Source organism: Limnohabitans sp. (assembly GCF_034680285.1).
Taxonomy (GTDB): Bacteria; Pseudomonadota; Gammaproteobacteria; order Burkholderiales; family Burkholderiaceae_C; genus Limnohabitans_A.
The window spans coordinates 267,317-285,301 of the sequence record NZ_JAXITC010000003.1; the positions used below are offsets into that span (position 1 = coordinate 267,317).

14 protein-coding genes, 1 tRNA gene and 1 riboswitch are annotated in these 17,985 nt (G+C 59.8%); of the genes, 9 read left to right on the top strand and 6 right to left on the bottom strand.

The features are described 5' to 3' along the window. Window positions 1–103 precede the first annotated feature (103 nt). The 9 genes from SWE17_RS04510 to SWE17_RS04550 all read left to right on the top strand — a co-directional run bounded on the left by SWE17_RS04510 (window position 104) and on the right by SWE17_RS04550 (window position 11,643). Window positions 104–1,369: a TolC family protein gene (locus tag SWE17_RS04510; protein ID WP_322991912.1), complete on the top strand. Its 1,266-nt coding sequence runs from the start codon at window positions 104–106 to the stop codon at window positions 1,367–1,369. A gap of 177 nt (window positions 1,370–1,546) precedes the next feature. Next, window positions 1,547–1,852, top strand: a complete 306-nt coding sequence (locus SWE17_RS04515; RefSeq protein ID WP_322991913.1) for a helix-turn-helix transcriptional regulator — start codon at window positions 1,547–1,549, stop codon at window positions 1,850–1,852. Further along, window positions 1,849–3,108: a HipA domain-containing protein gene (locus SWE17_RS04520; protein ID WP_322991914.1), complete on the top strand. Its 1,260-nt coding sequence runs from the start codon at window positions 1,849–1,851 to the stop codon at window positions 3,106–3,108. The genes SWE17_RS04515 and SWE17_RS04520 overlap by 4 nt, the downstream gene beginning before the upstream one ends. After that, window positions 3,105–5,318 (top strand): tetratricopeptide repeat protein, encoded by a 2,214-nt coding sequence (locus tag SWE17_RS04525; protein WP_322991915.1) that lies wholly within the window; start codon window positions 3,105–3,107, stop codon window positions 5,316–5,318. Before SWE17_RS04520 ends, SWE17_RS04525 begins: the two co-directional genes overlap by 4 nt. Next, window positions 5,315–6,736 (top strand): HAMP domain-containing sensor histidine kinase, encoded by a 1,422-nt coding sequence (locus SWE17_RS04530; RefSeq protein ID WP_322991916.1) that lies wholly within the window; start codon window positions 5,315–5,317, stop codon window positions 6,734–6,736. The genes SWE17_RS04525 and SWE17_RS04530 overlap by 4 nt, the downstream gene beginning before the upstream one ends. Window positions 6,737–6,738: 2 nt before the next feature. After that, a complete protein-coding gene (locus SWE17_RS04535; RefSeq protein WP_322991917.1) occupies window positions 6,739–8,925 on the top strand; it encodes a type I secretion system permease/ATPase in 2,187 nt (728 codons plus the stop codon). After that, window positions 8,922–10,112: an HlyD family efflux transporter periplasmic adaptor subunit gene (locus tag SWE17_RS04540; RefSeq protein ID WP_322991918.1), complete on the top strand. Its 1,191-nt coding sequence runs from the start codon at window positions 8,922–8,924 to the stop codon at window positions 10,110–10,112. Before SWE17_RS04535 ends, SWE17_RS04540 begins: the two co-directional genes overlap by 4 nt. Next, window positions 10,112–10,747, top strand: coding sequence for a response regulator transcription factor (locus SWE17_RS04545; RefSeq protein WP_322991919.1), 636 nt, complete (start codon window positions 10,112–10,114; stop codon window positions 10,745–10,747). Before SWE17_RS04540 ends, SWE17_RS04545 begins: the two co-directional genes overlap by 1 nt. 89 nt (window positions 10,748–10,836) lie before the next feature. After that, on the top strand, window positions 10,837–11,643 hold the full coding sequence (locus SWE17_RS04550; RefSeq protein WP_322991920.1) for a hypothetical protein: 807 nt from the start codon (window positions 10,837–10,839) through the stop codon (window positions 11,641–11,643). Window positions 11,644–11,701: 58 nt separating this feature from the next. Here the strand turns inward: SWE17_RS04550 and SWE17_RS04555 are convergent. The 6 genes from SWE17_RS04555 to cysD all read right to left on the bottom strand — a co-directional run bounded on the left by SWE17_RS04555 (window position 11,702) and on the right by cysD (window position 17,982). Next, window positions 11,702–11,777: transfer RNA gene (locus tag SWE17_RS04555), tRNA-Asn, on the bottom strand. A 79-nt stretch (window positions 11,778–11,856) separates the two neighbouring features. Then, on the bottom strand, window positions 11,857–14,004 hold the full coding sequence (locus SWE17_RS04560; RefSeq protein ID WP_322991921.1) for a TonB-dependent siderophore receptor: 2,148 nt from the start codon (window positions 14,002–14,004) through the stop codon (window positions 11,857–11,859). A gap of 67 nt (window positions 14,005–14,071) precedes the next feature. Then, a riboswitch (TPP riboswitch) is annotated at window positions 14,072–14,174 on the bottom strand. Between the two features lie 28 nt (window positions 14,175–14,202). Beyond that, window positions 14,203–15,240 carry an NAD(P)/FAD-dependent oxidoreductase gene (locus tag SWE17_RS04565; RefSeq protein WP_322991922.1) on the bottom strand — a complete coding sequence of 346 codons (1,038 nt, stop codon included), beginning with the start codon at window positions 15,238–15,240 and terminating at the stop codon, window positions 14,203–14,205. Between the two features lie 8 nt (window positions 15,241–15,248). Then, entirely contained in the window at window positions 15,249–15,578 is a 330-nt protein-coding gene (gene fdxA / locus SWE17_RS04570) for a ferredoxin FdxA (protein ID WP_322991923.1), read from the bottom strand. 63 nt (window positions 15,579–15,641) lie between these two features. Then, complete coding sequence (locus tag SWE17_RS04575; RefSeq protein ID WP_322991924.1) at window positions 15,642–17,039, bottom strand: sulfate adenylyltransferase subunit 1; 1,398 nt, start codon at window positions 17,037–17,039, stop codon at window positions 15,642–15,644. Between the two features lie 16 nt (window positions 17,040–17,055). Further along, window positions 17,056–17,982, bottom strand: a complete 927-nt coding sequence (gene cysD / locus SWE17_RS04580; protein ID WP_322991937.1) for a sulfate adenylyltransferase subunit CysD — start codon at window positions 17,980–17,982, stop codon at window positions 17,056–17,058. Window positions 17,983–17,985 lie beyond the last annotated feature (3 nt).

The following is a 17,985-nucleotide window of genomic DNA, read 5'->3' on the forward strand; positions in this document are numbered from 1 at the left end:
GCTGGTGGATGCCGCAAGGTGTTTACCAGCCTTGTTGTTTGTGGATGGGCTGCGTGCTCACCGATAATGTTCATTTAAGTATTCAAAAATTAAGGTCTGGTTCATGAGTTTCAAAGTGCATCCAACAAGGACTTGGCTCGGTGGTTTGGCTTTGGGCCTGCTGCTCAGCCAAGCCACAGGGGCTGCGGCGCAAGACGGTGCCCTGCTGGCCGTGGTGCGTGAGGCGCTGGTGCGTTACCCGGCGGCGTTGGCGGCAAGGTCGCAGGTGAGCGCCGCGGTGGCCGATCTGGACAAAGCCACTGCCGCCCGTTGGCCTGTGCTGGGCGTGGGTGCTTCGGCCACACAGCAGAGCACAGGGGCCAGCACACAGGCGCTCACGCCTCAGGCGAGCTACACCCTGTATGCGGGCGGCGGTATCGAGGCCGGTGTGCAGCGGGCCCAGCAGCTGGTGCGGGCCGCCGAGGGCAAGGCCAGTGGCACGCTGGACGATGTGGCCCAGCAAGCGGCCGAGGCGTATGTGTTGTGGGCGAGAGCCATGGCGCAAAAAACGCTGGCCGAGCAAAACCTGGACGCCCTCACGCAAATGGCCGACGACGTGCGCAAAATTGTGGCGGTCGATGCGGGCAGGGCGGTGGACCTGGGGCAAGCCGAAGTGCGGGTCAACGCCGCTGCCCTAACGGTGGTTCAGCGCGATGTGGAATTGCAACAAGCCCGGGCCCGTTTGGCGCGTTACACCGATGCACTGCCCGCCCAGCCTGTGGGCTTGGACAGCTTGGTTTTGGCCATGCCCGCCAACCTGGGCACCGCTTTGGATGCCGCCAGCCCCAGGCACCCCTTGCTGGTGCAAGCCGCAGCGCAGCTGGACGCGGCCAAAGCCGGTGTGGCGGTGGCGCGTGCCCAAACCCGCCCCAAAGTCGACTGGACGCTGTCGCGCCAAGTGAACCCCACGTCGCTGCAAGCGAGTACGCTGCAGCAAATGAGCGTGAACATGCCAGTGTTCAACGGCGGTGCAGGCGAGGCCAATGTGCGCTCGGCGGCCGAGCAGGTGCAGGCCGCACAAAACGCGCTCGATGAGCAAACGCTGGTGTTGCGCGAAAAAATCAGCGCTGCGTGGGCCGACTGGGCACTGGCCCAACAACGCGCCAACCTGAACCAAGAGCAAGCCCTTGCCGGGCAAAAGCTGGTGGAGAGTTACCGCCTGCAGTTTCGATTGGCCCGCCGCTCCTTGCTGGATTTGCTGAATGTGCAAAACGAAGCTTTCGGCTACCAAGCCGCTGCCGTGCAAACCCAATTCGATCACCGTCTGTCGCGCATCCGCCTGGCCGCGGCCATGGGTGAGCTGGCGCGTGCGGTGAAGGGTGAGCCGTGAGCTTTTTGGAAGCACATGGCGTGCTTGGCACTTTAAACCCAGGAATTTTCGAAATTATCGACCTCATGAGGTCAATTGAAATTGAATTCCATCAAATATCTGTAAAATTTGACCTCATGGGAATAATTTTTGATATATCAAAAGTTATTCGTTATTTTTTGACCCCATGAGATCAAAATGAAAATTGAAACATCGGACCTGCTTGAATTGGGCAAGGCGCTGGCCGTTGAGCGCAAACGCCAAAAGCTTTCTCGAGAGGAAGCGGCGTCTGTTTGCGGGGTGAGCGCTTCTTTCATTCGCGATGCAGAGTCCGATCCCCAAAACTGCAGTCTTGGCAAGTTGGTCAGGCTGGTCAGCGGCTTGGGACTGAGCCTGAGTGTTTCCGGATGGCCCCAAGCGCAAGGCCAGGACCACGCGGCTGGGCGGGTTGATTTTGGCGTCCTGGCCGAGCGTATCGTCCCTGCGACAGGTGAGGCTTCATGATCCGGCTGCGAGTGTGGGCCAATGCCCAGCCCATGGGGTGGTTGGGTCATGAAGCGGCGCAGTATTTTTTCCAATACGACGCGCTGTGGATCGCGCATGCGGGGGCTTTTCCCCTTGCACCTCACTTGGCTTTGCGCGAGGGGCCTTACAGAGGTGATGCGGTCAAGACCTTCTTTGCCAATTTGTTGCCAGAGGGCACTGCGCTGGCTGAGGTCTTGAATCAAATGCCCATTCGCAACGCCAACACTTTTGAGCTGGTGGGCGAGATGGGGGCCGATTTGCCGGGTGTGCTCTGCGTGTTGCCCGAGGGGCAGCAGCCCAATGCCCAGCACGAATACAGCGTGTTGTCCAAAGAGGCGTTGAGTGCACGGGTCAAGTCACGCGCGCTTCAAAAGCCATTGTTGACCTCCAACGTTCAAACGCGCATGTCGCTTGCTGGGGCGCAAGACAAAGTCGGTTTGCGTTACGACGACCAGCGGGATGTTTTGTACGACAGCGTGGGGGGCGCGCCAACTACTCATATTGCCAAACCCGATTCGAGGCTGGAGAGGTACCAACCGAGCGCCATCAACGAGTATCTGTGCATGAAATTGGCGCATGACATGCAGTTGCCGGTGCCGCGTGTTCATTTGCTGCAGGTTCCCGAAAAAGTTTATGTGGTGGAGCGTTATGACCGGCGGGTGGACAGTGCAAAGGTGGTTTGCTTGCACCAGATTGACGCTTGCCAGTTGCTGGGCGTGGGGGCCGATTGGAAGTACGAACGGCAAGGCGGTTTCGTGAGTCTTCCCAAAATAGTGAACGCGTTTCGCGATTTGAAGTTGTCGGGCAAAGACCTGCTGTCTGTGCAGCGCTGGGTGATGTTCAATTACTTGATCGGTAACAGCGACGCACATGCCAAAAATATTTCACTGATGGTCACCCCCCAAGGCTATGCTTTGGCACCGTTTTATGACCTTTTGTGTGTGCAAGCCTATGGTGACCAGGACCTTGCGCTGTTCATCGGCGATGACAGCACGTTTGCCGCGGTCGGCGCGCATTCATGGGAGGCGTTGTGTGAGGACTGTGGTTTTGGCTTGAAGCCGACCCTGGCCCTGTTCAGAAAAATGGCCCAAGATGTCCGCAAGTCTTGGGACAAAACGGTGGCCACGGCCACCCGCCAATACCTGCTGAGCGCAGACGAGAAATCACTCATTGAGCGGATGGGGGGCGTCATCGAGACAAACCGCCAAGCCGCTTTGTCAATGTCCATGCCATGACCCTTCAAACAACCAACCCGCTCGAAGCGGGCAAACAAGCTTTGCAAACCGGTGACCTGGCTGCAGCTGAAGCCGCGTTGGCGCAAGCCGCAGAGCAAGACCCCGATTCGCCCGAGGTGGCTTTGTTGTGGGCGCAGTGTGCGGTGCGGCGGGGCGAGGTGCGCACGGCGCGTGAGCGTTTTGCGGCGCTGCTGCGTCAGCACCCCACACATTTCAGGGGCTGGCTGGAGGCGGGTCATTTGTCGCGCCAGCTGGGCCGACAAGCAGAGGTGATGCATTTCTACCGCATGGCCACGCAGGTGGCGCCCACGCATTGGGAAGGCTGGTTGACGTTGGCCGGAGCGCTGGAGGCCGCAGGCCAGTGGGACGAGGCTGCGGCTTGCTACCACCGCGCTTTGCCCTTGGCCACGCAGGCCACCGAGGGCGAGGCGGTGCCGGTCAGCCGCGTGCATGCCTCGATGGCCAAGATCCGCTTGGAGCGGGGCGACGCGGCGCGGGCGCTGGAGTCGCTGCGCCAGGCGCTGGGCTTGATGCGGGTAGAAAAGCCTGAGCCCGATGTGAACGTGACGGCGGCTTTGCAAATTGACCTGGGCGATGCGCTGATGCGTCTGGGCCTGACCGAAGCCGCACACCGCGCGTTCGAGCGCGCATCGGCCGCCACCAGCGAGGAGGTGCTCACGCGCCTGGCGATGCAGTCGTTCCACCACAACCTGTGGGAAGAAGCGCAAGCGGTGCTCAAACGCAATGTGGCGCTCCACCCGGGCAGCGCTTTGGCGCTGTGGAACCTGGCCCATTCTTATGTGGAGAGCTGGCAGATGGACGAGGCGCTGCAAACGCTGGCGCAGGCCGAAGCCATCGCGCCGCAGCCCGGGGCCAAGTCGATGCGCGCCTCGGTGGCGGGGCGCTTGGGCGATGCCGACCAGGCGCTTGCGCTGTACCGCGAGCTGGCCGAAGAGGAAGGCCCCGAGTCGGCCATGCTCTCCAGCGCGGCCATGAGCGCGCTTTACAGCGACAGCCTGACGGCACAAGAAGTGGCCGATTTGCACCGAAGCTTGTTTGCAGGCTGGGGCAAGGGCGCACGGCCTGTGGCAGAGTTTGCCAATGCCCGCGAGTCGGGCAAGCGCATCAAACTGGGGTTGCTGAGTGCGGATTTTCACCACCAGCACCCGGTCAACATCTTCATGCAGCCGGTGCTGGCGCGGCTGGACAAGTCGCAGTTTGAGGTGACGCTTTACAACGTGGGCATGGCCCACGACGACCAGACGCAGCAGGCGCAACGCCGCGTGGACCACTGGGTGCAGGCCACCAGTTGGACGCCGGTGCAACTGGCGCGGCGCATGCGTGACGATGGCATCGATGTGCTGATCGACTTGGCGGGCCACACTTCGCACAACCGCTTGCTGATGCTGTCGCAGCGTGTCGCACCGGTGCAGGTGTCGTTTTTGGGCTATCCCGGCTCGACCGGTGTGCCCAACATCGACTGGCTGCTGGCCGACCCGGTGGTGGTGCCGCCCGCGCACGATGCGCTCTGCACCGAGCGCGTGCACCGCTTGCCGAACACGGTGTTTTGCTTCGCGCCAGAAGCCGATTACCCGTACCCGGTGTACGGCCAGGCGCAGGCCCAGCGACCCCTGACGTTTGGCTCGTTCAATAACGTGCCCAAGCTCACGCCACACACCATCGCTCTGTGGGCCAAAGTGTTGGCGCGGGTGCCGGGCTCGCGCTTGCTGCTCAAGGCACCGAGTTTTCGCGACGAGTCGGCGATCCGCATCTTCCGGGAGCGGTTTGTGCAGCAAGGTGTTGATGCCAGCCGTATTGAGTTTCGCGGGCCAGTGGGGCTGGCCGACATGATGGCCGAGTACGCCGATGTGGACATCGCGCTGGACCCCGTGCCCTACAACGGCGGCACAACCACGCTGCAAGCGCTGTGGATGGGTGTGCCTGTGGTGGTCAAAGAAGGCCAGAACTTTGTCTCGCGCATGGGGGCGAGCTTCATGCGTGCCGCAGGCTTGCCCGATTGGGTGGCGGCCAGCGACGAGGCTTATGTGGAGATTGCCGCACGCATGGCGGCGGACCGTCAAGCGCTGTTGCAGCTCAAGGCGGGGTTGCGTGCGCGTTTGCAGGCGGCACCCGCTTGGGATGTGGACCAATACACCCGCGACATGGAGAGCGCTTTGCGTGCCATGTGGACAGACCATTGCCAACCATGAACGCATCTTCTTTTGACCCTGCAACGGCCTATTTGGCGGCGGGCTTTTTGTACGTGATCATGCCCTTGGCGGCTTGGGTGGTCATGGGCAAGAGCCGCACCTTGGCGGCGGGTATTTGGTGTGGTGGCAGTTTGAGTTTGGGATTGGCGTCCTTGCTGCTGTCGTTTCGCACACCCGATATGCCGGGGTGGGTGGCTTTTGGCGTGATGAACGCGTTTTTCTACGGCGGTAACCTGATGCATGTGGTGGGTTTGCGCATGGAGCTGGGAAAGCGCTCTACATGGCCCATCGCGTTGCTGGTGGGTGTGGGGATGTTGGGCATTCAGGAGTTTTTCCGTTTGGGCTTAGAAAGCGTGGTGTTGCGCTTGAGCTGGGTTTTGCTGGCCATGGGCACCTTATTTGCCTGGACGGCTTGGCTGGCTTGGCAGGTACACAAGAAGGAAAGCAGCAGCAGCGCCAGGTGGTTGACGCAGGTTTATGTTTTTGGTGCCCTGGCCACTTTGGTGCGCGCCGCCCGTGTGTTGCTGGGGATGAGCTCGACCGATCCCTTGGGTGTCAATTGGGACAGTGTGCTCACGACTTCCAGTTTGTTTGTGATGTCGGTGTTTGGCAGTGTGGCCATTTTGGGTTTGTACCTGGAGCGGTCTACGCGGCGGTATGTGGCCAACGAAGTGGCGATGCGCTCACAGCAAACCAGTCAGTTGTTGGGTCAGCAAATTGCCAATTTGGACCGTCAGCGCAGCATGGGTGAGCTGGCGGGGGCCATGGCCCACGAGATGGCCCAGCCGTTGACAGTGGTCACTGTGGAGCTGGGTTTGTTGCGGCATGAAATGCGTGCAGTGGATGATTCGAGGCAGAGCCAAGTTGAACAGATCCTGGCTCATATTGAGCGTGTTTCGAACGTGCTCAAGGGCATTCGCAATTTCATTCGACCTGCAGAACCTGATTTCAAACCTGTGAACTTGTTGGTCGTGGTGCAGGATGTTCTGCAACTGTTGCCCGCCCATGAGCGCCAAGATGCGGCAGACATTCAGGTGCGCACCGACGTGCTGTCGCCCATGGTGATGGGAGATTCTGTGCAGTTGTCCCAGGTGTTGCTGAATGTTTTGCGCAACGCGGTGCAGGCACAAGTGCCGGGCAAGCCTGTGCACATCCGCATTCATGTGCTGGCCGTGGATGAGCGACTCCAGGTCGTGGTGGAGGACGACGGCCCTGGGTTTTCAGCGCAGTTGCTTGGCAGCAACGATGTGGCGTTTTCGAGCACGAAAAAAGACGGCATGGGGATTGGCTTGGCCATTTCTCGCCGCATTGCGGTGCAACACGGCGGGACTTTGCTGTGGCGCAATCGTGCGCATGGCGGTGGGGCGCAGGTCGTGCTCGACTTGCCTGTTTGGATGGTTTCGAAGGGAAAAAAATGACAATGAGTGCCATACCTCAACAAACGCTGGCAGCGTCGGCCCCAATGGGAGCAGATCCTTTGCTGCATTGCCTGTCTTTGGCATCCCATTTGTTGGGATTGCCTGTGCACGTGTCCGCTTTGCGGGTGGGCTTTGCGGTAGACGACAACGGCCATGTGCCTGCGGCGTCGATGCCCGACTTGGCCCGCCAGCATGGCTTGTTGGCGGCTTGGTCCCGCGTCAAACCCAGTGCTGTGCCAGGCTATGTGTTGCCGGTCATCGTGCCGCTGCAAGACGGACGGGCTTGTGTGCTGCGCACCATCGAGCAGGGCCAAGCCCAAATTTTGTCGCCCGAGACCGGGCAGCAAGAATTGGTGATGCCGGTGGCCGAGTTGGATGCGCTGGCCACAGGCGAGGTGCTGGTGGTCAAGCTACCGCCGCAACGCGCCGACCAAACATTGACACCCATGCAGGGCGCGGCGTTTGACTGGTTTTGGGGCACGCTGTGGCGCTTTCGGCATTTTTATGTCGAGTCCATGTTGGCCACGGTGGTGGCAAACATTCTGGCGCTGGCCAGCGTGTTTTTCACGATGAACGTGTACGACCGTGTGGTGCCCACGCAGGCGTATGCCTCGCTCTGGACCTTGGCCATTGGCACGCTGGTGGCGGCCGTGCTGGAATATGTGATGCGTTGGCTCAAGGCGCGCTTGGTGGATTTGGGCGGCAAGCGGGCAGACTTGGCGATCAATGCCACGTTGCTGCGCGAGATCATGTCGATCCGCTTGGAGCACAGGCCGCAGTCGATCGGCATTTTTTCCAGCTCAATGAAGGACTTTGAAGCGCTGCGCGATTTCTTCTCGTCAGCGTCTTTGGTGGTGCTGGCCGATTTGCCTTTTGTTCTGGTGTTTATTTTGTTGATCGCCATCGTGGGCGGACCTTTGGCCTGGATTCCGGCTTTGGCAGTGCCCGTGGTGTTGCTGCTGGCATGGTGGGTGCAAAAGCCTTTGATGGTGGCCATGCGCGAAAACATGAAGGAGTCGGGCGACAAGCAAAGCGTGTTGGTCGAGGCTGTCCTGAACTTGGAGTTGCTCAAGGCACACAACGCTGAAGGCTATTTGCAGCGCCGCTGGGAGCAGTCGAACCTGGCCGGAGCCGATTCGTACCGCAAGATCCGGTCGCTCTCGAACGCGGTGACCGGTTTCATCAGCACGCTCTCGCAGGTGGCCACGGTGGCCATGGTGGTGTGGGGCGTGTACCTGATCCACGCCAACCAGTTGACGCTGGGCGGCTTGATTGCCTGCGTGATTTTGCTGGGTCGTGCGATTTCGCCGCTGGGCAGTGTCATGGGACTGGCTTCGCGCTTTCAGCAAGCCCGCACGGCGCTGGAGACTTTGGATGGCTTGATCAAGCGGCCACGCGACCGCGAGGTGGGCAAAAGGTATGTGGTGCCCGAGCAGGTGCAAGGGCGCATCGAGGCTTTGGACTTGGAGTTCGCCTATCCGGGTGAGTCGCGCATGCCGGTGATCCGCCGTTTGAATTTGGGCCTTGAGGCAGGCTCGCATTTGGCCTTGCTGGGCCGTGTGGGCAGCGGCAAGAGCACCTTGATTCGATTGATGGCAGGTTTGTACGACCCGCTGGGCGGCAGTGTGCGGGTGGACGGCATTGACATGCGCCAGTTGGACCCGGCCGAGTTGCGTGCGCGCATTGGCTATGTGTCGCAGGACCCGCAGTTGTTCATGGGCACTTTGCGTGAGAACTTGATTCTGTCGGACAGCTGGATTTCGGACGCGAAGATCGTGCAGGTGTTGCAGACCCTGGACATGTACAACATGGTGGCGGCGCACCCCAAAGGCCTGGACATGCCTTTGACCGAAGCAGGGGGTGGTTTGTCGGGCGGTCAGCGCCAGTTGGTGACTTTGGCCCGTTTGATGTTGCGCGACCCGGCCATTGTGTTCATGGACGAGCCGACTGCCAACATGGACCAGAACACCGAGGCCCGTGTGATTGCCGTGCTGGGCCAGTGGCTGCAGGGCCGTACGTTGGTGTTGTCGACCCACCGCACGCAGTTGCTGGAGTGGGTGGACCGCATTGCCGTGATCGACGCAGGCCAGTGTGTGGTGGAAGGCCCCAAGGCTGAGATGATTGAAAAACTGAGCAAGGGCATTTCGGTTGCTGCGAAAGCCCCTGCCACACCTGGAGGTGCAGCATGAGCCGTAAAGAATTTGGCATCCTGACGGTGGACGAAGAGGAACGCCGCGCCAGCCAGTGGCTGCTGTGGTCCACCGTGTTGACTTTGGTGGTGGCCTTGTCTTGGGCCGCTTGGTTTGAGTTGGACGAGGTGACCAAGGGCCAGGGCAAGGTGATTCCGGCCAGCCGTGAGCAGGTGGTTCAGAGCCTAGACTCGGGTGTGGTGAGCCAGATTCTTGTGCGCGAGGGGGCGGTGGTTAAAAAAGGCGATGTGCTGATCCGTTTGGATGACAAGCGATCGGGCCCCGTGTTCCGTGAGGCCAAAGAGAAAAAACTGGCCCTTGAAGCCTTGGCTGTGCGCTTGCGTGCAGAGGCTTATGGCCGCAATTTGGATTTTGGCAAAGACATTCCGAAAGAGTTGGCCGCACGCGAACGCCAAGCGTATGCGGCCCGTCGCCAGTCTTTGGATGAGGCGTTGTCGAGCTTCAGGCGGTCTTTGGAGGCGCTGAACCGCGAAATTGCGATGACTGAACCGCTGACCAAGCAGGGCGTGGTGTCTGAGGTGGAGTTGTTGCGCCTGAAGCGGCAGCAGTCTGACTTGAACGGGCAGTTGTCCGAGCGGCGCAACCGCTACGCCACCGATGCGGCCAACGAGCTGGTACGGGTGGACTCTGAGTTGTCGCAGACCCGAGAAAACGCTTCGGCCCGGGAAGATGCGTTCATCCGCACCGTGATCAAGGCGCCGATGGATGGCATTGTGAAAAACGTGCAAATCACCACCATTGGCGGTGTGGTTCAGGCGGGCATGCCCATTTTGGAGATCGTTCCGACCCAAGATCAAATGTTGGTCGAGGCCTATGTGAAACCTGCCGAGGTGGCTTTTTTGAAGCCTGAGCAGAAAGTGACCGTCAAGCTCACGGCCTACGACTACAACCGCTTTGGTGGGCTGGAGGGCGTGCTGGAGCACATCAGCCCGGACACGATGCGCGATGAAAAACAACGCCGTCCCGGTGTGGCAATGGAACTGGAGGAGGGCTATTACCGCCTGATGGTGCGCATCACCGAAACCGACTGGGAGCGTAACGGCTTGCGTTTGCAACCCTTGCCGGGCATGACGGCTTCGGTGGAAATCAAGACGGGCAGCAAAAGCGTGCTGGCTTACTTGTTCCGGCCTCTGCAAAACGTGACCCAAGCCTTGCGAGAGCGTTGATGGGCGCTCAAAAACCTTTGTCCATTGGCCATGTTTTTGTGGTCGATGACAACCCGGACATTCGTGTTTATTTGACCGACTTGTTGCAGCAAATGGGTTACACCGTAGAGAGTTTTGAGAGCGCCCAATCGTTTTTGAAGCAGTCTTTGGATATCTTTCCTGCCGTTTTGGTGCTGGATGTGCGCATGCCCCAGATGTCGGGCATTGAGCTGCAGCAAGAGATGCGGTCCTTGGGACGCCAAACGCCCATCATTTTCATCAGCGGCGAAAGCCACTCAGAAGAAATCATTCTGGCCATGAAAGGCCAACCGATTGAGTTTTTACTCAAGCCATTTCAAATTCAGAGCTTGATTGACGCGATTGACAAGGGCTTGGTACGCGACGGCATGAATCGGGAGAACTTCATTCGCCACAACGACATCCGCCGCAAATGGCAGACCTTGTCTGCCCGTGAGCGAGATGTTTGCCTATTGATGTTGGATGGATTCACCAACAAGGGGATTGCCGAGCGTCTCAACATCCTGCCCGACACTGCCAAGAAGCACCGTGCCATCGTCTTGCAAAAAATGCAGACGCCCGACTTGGCCGAATTGGTGGCTGTGTGCAGGGGCGTTGATGTGAAGGTGTTGAGCTGAACACTGGGCCCGAGAACGCCGTTCTTCAGCTCCCACTCATCTGGGCACCTTAGATTAGGGTTTTCTTCAACCCCTCTTCAAAGGTTCCTATGAGCAACAATGCCAGCAAAGCTTACCAATTCAACATCGTGAACGGTGTTGTGGTCGCTGTTTATGAGGTCAAAAATGGCCGCGCCAAGTTAGAACGCATGGAACGTGATGAGTCTTGGTCCGTGCAAGACGGCAACGTCATCAAAACTGAGATGGAGCACGGTCGCTTGGAGACGACCACTTACAGCGATGTCGACGGTGATGGCTTGTTTTTGAAAGTGTCCAAGGTCACCGCAGCGGTTGATGGTGCCGTGTGGGCTGGTCGTTCCGACCCCGACCAAAATGACCACTGGAAAGGCAGCAGCCGGGACGACCATTTTGACGCGGGTTCGGGCCATGACGAACTGGTCGGCGGCGCGGGCAACGATGATTTGTATGGTGCAGAGGGCAATGACCGCTTGTCCGGCGATGTGGGTTCAGACGACCTGCACGGCGGTGACGGAGATGACGTTCTAACCGGTGGATCTGGTTCCGACGATCTGTATGGGGGCTTGGGAGATGATGTTTTCAAGATCAACAGCGTCACCGAATCTGGTGCGAACATGGCCAGCCGTGACCGTATCTTTGATTTCGAAACGGGCGACAAGATTGATTTGTCCAATGTCGATGCCAAATTGGGCACCCGATTCAACGATGCATTTGTGTTCATCGGCAGTGCTGCGGAGCTCAGTTCGGCCAATGCCAACGGCGCTGTTTGGTTCGAAAACGGCATCGTTTACGGCAGCAATGACCGGGACTTGGACGCCGAGTTTCAGATTGAGGTGATGGGTATTCAGAAACTCGTGTCTACTGATTTCGTTCTCTAACGACGAAGAAAACCCCAAAGAAAAAGCCCCTGCAATGGCTTGCAGGGGCTTTACTTTTTGGCTCCTCGACCTGGGCTCGAACCAGGGACCTACGGATTAACAGTCCGGCGCTCTACCGACTGAGCTATCGAGGAATAGCTTTGAATTATAGAGGTGTTTTTGGCCTGTTTTGAGAGGGAGGCGAAGATTTTTTGAAAATCTCGTGACATCCTTTTAGAAGCTGGCTTTCACACCCAAGCGCAGAGTTCGAGGTGCGCCGGGGTACAGGTAGTAGTGGCCAAATTGCTTGGGCGATTCGCGCCAGTAATGGCGATCGGCCAGGTTGTCGATGGCCAGCGTCCATTGTGCGCGCGTGCCACTGATGCGCGTGTCGTAATGTGCGGCGAAATCCAGTGTGGTCCAGCTGGGCAGGTGGATGCTGCCGTCTTCGGTCACGCGGCGTGCGCCTTCATGGCTCAGACGCAGGCTGGTGCGCAGCCCTGGGACATCGGCGAATCGGTACTGGGCCAAGGCGCGCAAGGTCAGTGCAGGGACGTTCAATGGCTTGGACCCGTTCAAGGCTGTGTTGAGCAACGCACCCGAGAGGCGTGCGTCAAGCCATTGCGCCTGACCTGCAAGTTGCCACTGCTGATGGCGCCATTGAAGACCTGCGTCCAGGCCCTTGTGGGTTTGGGTGCCATCGACGACGCGTTCGCCCGCGAAGTCATAAGCTGCGGGGCGCTCGATGTGGAACAGCGCTGTGTTCCAGCTCAAGCTGTTGCCAACTTTGCCTTTGGCCCCCAGTTCGACCTGTTTGCTTCTCTGAACACCTAAAAACTGTCCCGCGTTGGCATAGTTGGCGTTGTTGGGTGCTGCGAACAATTCGACGCCTTCGCCATAAGAGGCATAAGCGGTCGACCCGTTGCTGTATTCGTGAGAAAGCGCAATCCAAGGCGTGGTGAATCCGGTTTTTTGGTGTTGGGGGTTGGGGTTGGCGGCATCCAGCGAAACGGTGCTGCGATCACTTTGGGTGTGGCGCAGGCCGAACCATGCAGACGTTTTGTCAGACAGTTCGATGCGGTCCGTCAAGGACAGTTCGGTGCTGTATTCGCTGCGGTTGACGTTGGGGTAGGTTTGATCGATCACTTGTGCAGGGACTGCGCTGCCGGTGGCTGCGCTGGTGCCCGCGTAGCTGTAGAGCTGGGTGGCTTGAAGTCGGTCAAGTTGGCGGCTTCGCGCTGCGCTGAATGTCAGGTTGTGCGTGAGACCTGCCACTTTCATCTGTCCAGTCAGGCTGGTCTGCAGGGACTCGGTCAGGCGGCGTTCGTTGTCGCTGCGGTAGTCGTAGATGTCGAAGCTGCCGTCGGCATAAAAGCGGTCACAGTTGCCCCCGCAACCGAAAGCATAGGAAAGGCGGTCATCGGTGCGCAGGTGTTGCGCGCCATACTGCGTGCTCCATAACCAGCCTTGCCCCAAGGTTTGTTTGACTCGGATGGAGCCGGTGGTCGCACCAAAAATGGCGGGCACGGACCACGATTGCCGAGTGAGGTTGGTTTTGGGATCCACAACAGGCGGCAGACCTGCTGCGCCTTCCCACAGGCTGTAGCCATTCACCCCCAATTGCTGGCGTTCGCTGCGCTCGATCTCCCATTCCAGTTTGGTGTCAGGGCTGATGCGCCAGTCCATCGCCAAGGCCAACAATGTGCGGTGGCCTTGCGTGTTTCGGATGTAAGGGTTCAGGTCTTCGTAAGCGGCATTGAAGCGGTAGCCCAAGGACTGGTCTTGACCAAAGCGACCTCCCAAGTCCAGAGCGGTGCTGCTGCTATGGCCCGGGCCATAGCTGGCGCTGACCGAGCGAATGGTTTCGTCCTTGGCCGAAGGCGGGCGTTTGACCACGTAGTTGACCAAGCCGCCCGGGGCGCTGGTGCCAGCTTGAATGCCGCTGGTGCCTTTGAACAATTCGATGCGTTCTTTGTTGTCCATGGGGATCATGGTCTCGGCCGAGATCGGTAGGCCTTCGCGGCGGTAGTTGTAGCGGTTGTCCAGCGTGTAGCCGCGCACGCTCAGGCTGTCCCAATAAGCGGGGGAGTTGTAGCTGTCGGCCACACTCGCGTCGAGCCGCAGGGCGTCAGAGACACGCTGAGCCCCGATGTCTTGCAGGGTTTGCTGGTCAATGCTGACGGCGCTGAAGGGCGCTTTGCCGAGCGGTACATCGCCAAAACCACTGACCTGCGAGGGGGCGGTATCGGTGATGGTGATTTCAGTCAGGCTTTGTGCATGGGCGCTGCCCAGTATCAGCAGGGTAATGGCGCTTGCGATGTGACTGGCGCGAAATGTTCTGCGCTCAGTGGACCGGCGTGAAAATGGCGAAAAAAATGCCATGACGTTTTTCCTTCAACGAAATGGCAGGTCGGCTGGCTGGGAACGTGATGAGCCCGGAGTGGGGCTCGGTTCTTTTGACAAGCTTCCCTGCGCGAGGATTACCTCAATCAGGTTCAAAGGGACTTTCTCAGTCGAGGGCCTCACGGTCCTCAACACCCCTAGCGAATGCACCGATCAACGAACGGTGCGGTTTGCATTTTAGGCGATGCCCAAGCGCTGTTGCAGCAATGTGGAGGTTGTCGTGTACTGCAGCAGGGTCTTTTCTGCGGGGCGCAGCAGGGTCACTGCACCGAAGGCTGCCAAGGTGGCTTCGTGAAAGCCGCAGAGGATGAGCTTCTTTTTGCCGGGATAGGTATTGATGTCACCCACCGCAAAAATGCCGGGCTCTGAGGTGGCGAAGTTTTCGGTGTTGACCACCAATTGCTTACGCTCCATGGCCAGGCCCCATTGCGCCACAGGCCCCAACTTGGGGGACAGGCCCAAGCAAGTTTGCAGGACCTCGAGACTCAGCCACTCGGTTTCGCCTTGTGGGTTGAGCAGCTCCAGCGCTTGCAATTGGCCTTGTTTAGTCCTAAGGCCCGTGGGCTGACCCGCCACAAAGCGCATGCGGCCTTCGGAACAGGCTTGGCGCATTTTTTCGACCGATTCGGGTGCTGCACTGAACTGATCGCGGCGGTGCAGCAGCGTGACGCTGGCAGCGGCTTGTGGGCCTTGGCAGGCATTGAGGCAAGTTTGCAGGGCTTCGTCGCCGTCGCCTGCCACCACGAGGTGCAAGCCTGCCCAGCGTTCGGGGGCAGGATGTTCGGCAAAAACTTGCGTTCCCTCAAAAGCACTCAGGCCGTCCAGCACCATGCGGCGAGGCACGAAAGCACCGACGCCAGCGGCGATCAACAGGGTCGAGGTGAGAAAGCGTTGACCTGAATCGGTCGTGACGGCCAAGCGCTGGTCGGCTTGGCGTTCAATTTGGCTGACTTGTTGGCCCAAGTGCAGCGTGGGCTTGAAGGGGGAGATTTGCTGCTGCAACCGCTCCACCAGCTCCTGTCCGGTGCAAAAAGGGATGCCTGGGATGTCGTAAATGGGTTTGCCGGCATACAACTCGGCGCACTGGCCGCCCACATGGGGCAGGGCGTCGACCACATGGCAGTGAATGCCTTGCAAGCCCAGTTGAAACACCTGGAACAAGCCCACTGGGCCTGCGCCGATCACCAGGGCTTCTGTTTCGATCGGCAAATCCATGGGCAAATTCAGCGAACCAATTGCGCCAATTTGCCGGTTTTGTCTTTCCAGGCATCGGCGTCGGCCATGGGGGCCTTGCGCTTGGTGATGCTCTTCCAGCCGGGCAACAGGGCGAGCTCGGCGTTCAATTTGGTCATGTGCTGCTGGTCGGCGGGCAGGTCTTCTTCGGCGTAAATCGCGTTGACGGGGCATTCGGGGATGCACACGGCGCAGTCGATGCACTCATCGGGGTCGATGGTCAAGAAGTTGGGGCCTTCGCGAAAGCAATCCACCGGGCAAACATCCACACAGTCGGTGTATTTGCACTGGATGCAGGATTCGGAAACAACGTGGGTCATGGTGGGCTCTGAAAATGAGGCTGCTCGGTCACATTCGGGCAGATTTGTAGATTTTAAAGGAGTTCAGTTCACCAGGACTGCGCCTGAGGTCTTGTGACTGGCCGTGTCCACCAGCACCAGCGCGCCTAAGATGCGCGATTGTGCAAATGGCAGGGTGACCAATGGCTCTTGCAGGGCCAGGGTGACGTGTCCGATGGCGTTGGGGGGCAGTTCGGTGGCTTCTTCTTCGGCCAGGGTGTTCACGTTCAGGCGGTGCACCATGCGCTGCACCTTGACCTTGACCCAGCGGTGGCCATGAAGTGCCCAGTAAAGGCGCCCTGCCACCAGGGGCTCGTCATCCATCCAGGCGATGGTGGTGCTCAGCTGGCGCTGGCCTTCGGGGGCACCTTCGGCTGCCAAGAGCCAATCGCCACGCGACACGTCCACCTCGCGGTCGAGCACGATGCCTGCGCTGTGCCCTGCGGCCTTGTTTTGCGGCTGGCGGGTGGCGCTCAGCACTTGCGCCACCACGGCGGTCTGGCCGCTGGGGAAGACTTGGATAGTCTGGCCCGGCTCGATGCTGCCCGTGGCCACACGGCCCCAGAACACGCGGCGGCCCTGAGTGGTCACACCGGAGTCGTGGTGCTGCGCCGCCGGGCCGCCCCAAGGCGCAGCAGCGGCCCCCCCGGGGGGCAGCGCAGTACGCGAAGCGACAAGCGTGGGGGCACCAGGTTTCTCGACCCACTGCACCGGGAAGCTGAAAGCCACATCGGTCTCGGCCGGGGTGACGGGCAAGTCTTCGAGGATGCTGAGCAGGCTGGGGCCGGTGTAGCCGCACCAGTCAGTTTGGTCGTTGTTTTCGGTGGTCACCACGTTCCAGCCTTGGAGTGCCGAAACCGGCACCATGGCGGTGACGGTGATGCCAGCCGCTTTGGCGAACTTGTTCAGAGCACCCGCGATGTTTTTGTAAGCCACAGTGGCATCGGCCACCGCATCGAGCTTGTTGATGGCGAACACGACAGACGGCACGCGCAGCATGTTCACCAGCAGCGAATGGCGGCGGGTTTGTGGCAGCAGCTGCAGGTCTGGATTGTCCCAATCGAGCTTGATGGCGTCGACCAGCACCACGGCGGCGTCGGCGCTGGACGCGGCCGTGACCATGTTGCGGGTGTACTGCTCGTGGCCGGGTGCGTCGCCGATGATGAACTTGCGCGCTTCGGTGTTGAAGTAGCGGTACGCCACGTCGATGGTGATGCCTTGCTCGCGCTCGGCGGAGAGGCCGTCGGTCAGCAGAGCCAAATCGGTTTCACCCGAGCGCTGCACGCCTGCGAGGTGGTCTTGAAGCACGGCCTTGGTGTCCACCAGCAGGCGGCCGATCAGTGTGCTTTTGCCGTCGTCGACCGAGCCGCAGGTGATGAATCGCAACGCGGTTTGCGTGTTGCTTTCTGAGGACTTGGCAGAAAAGTGTTGTTCGTTGTGCATGTCTTTTGCTCCCTGATCAGAAATAGCCGTCTTTTTTGCGCTTCTCCATCGAAGCCTCGGACGTCTTGTCGTCCATGCGGGTCGCACCGCGTTCGCTCACATCGGCGGCCAGCGTCTCGATCACGATCTGCTCGGGCGTGGCCGCAGTGCTCTCGACTGGGCAGGTGCAGGTGATGTCGCCCACGGTGCGGAAACGCACGTCACGCACCACCACTTCTTCGCCGTCTTTGGGCGGGGTCAGCTCTGTCACCGGCACCAAGAGGCCGCGGCGGTCCACCACCTCGCGCTTGTGGGTGTAGTAGATCGAGGGCAGGGCGATTTTTTCTCGGGCGATGTATTGCCACACGTCCAGCTCGGTCCAGTTGCTGATCGGGAACACCCGGAAGTGCTCGCCCGGCTGCAGCTTGTGGTTGAACAGCGTCCACAGCTCGGGGCGCTGGGCCTTGGGCTGCCATTGACCAAAACTGTCGCGGTGGCTGAAGATGCGCTCTTTGGCGCGGGCTTTTTCTTCGTCACGACGTGCACCGCCAATCAGGGCATCAAAGCGGAACTCTTCGATGGCTTCGAGCAGCGTGACCGACTGGTGCACATTGCGGCTTTCACCGGGGTGCGTCAAGCGCACGGTGCCTTTTATCATGGAGTCTTCGACGCTGCGCACGATCAGCTCGGCACCCAGTTCCTTCGCACGCGAATCCCGGAAGTCGGTCACTTCGGTGAAGTTGTGCCCGGTGTCGATCATCAGCAGTGGGTAGGGGATGCGGCCGCTACCGGAGGGGCTGGTTTTCCCTCCAAAAGCCTTCTCGGCGCACTTGAGCATGACCAGCGAGTCCTTGCCGCCCGAAAACAGCAGGGTGGGGCGCTCGAAAGCGGCGGCGACTTCGCGCAGGATGAAGATGGTTTCTTCTTCCAGCGCGTCCAGGTGGCTGTTGCTCAGGGTGTGCAACTC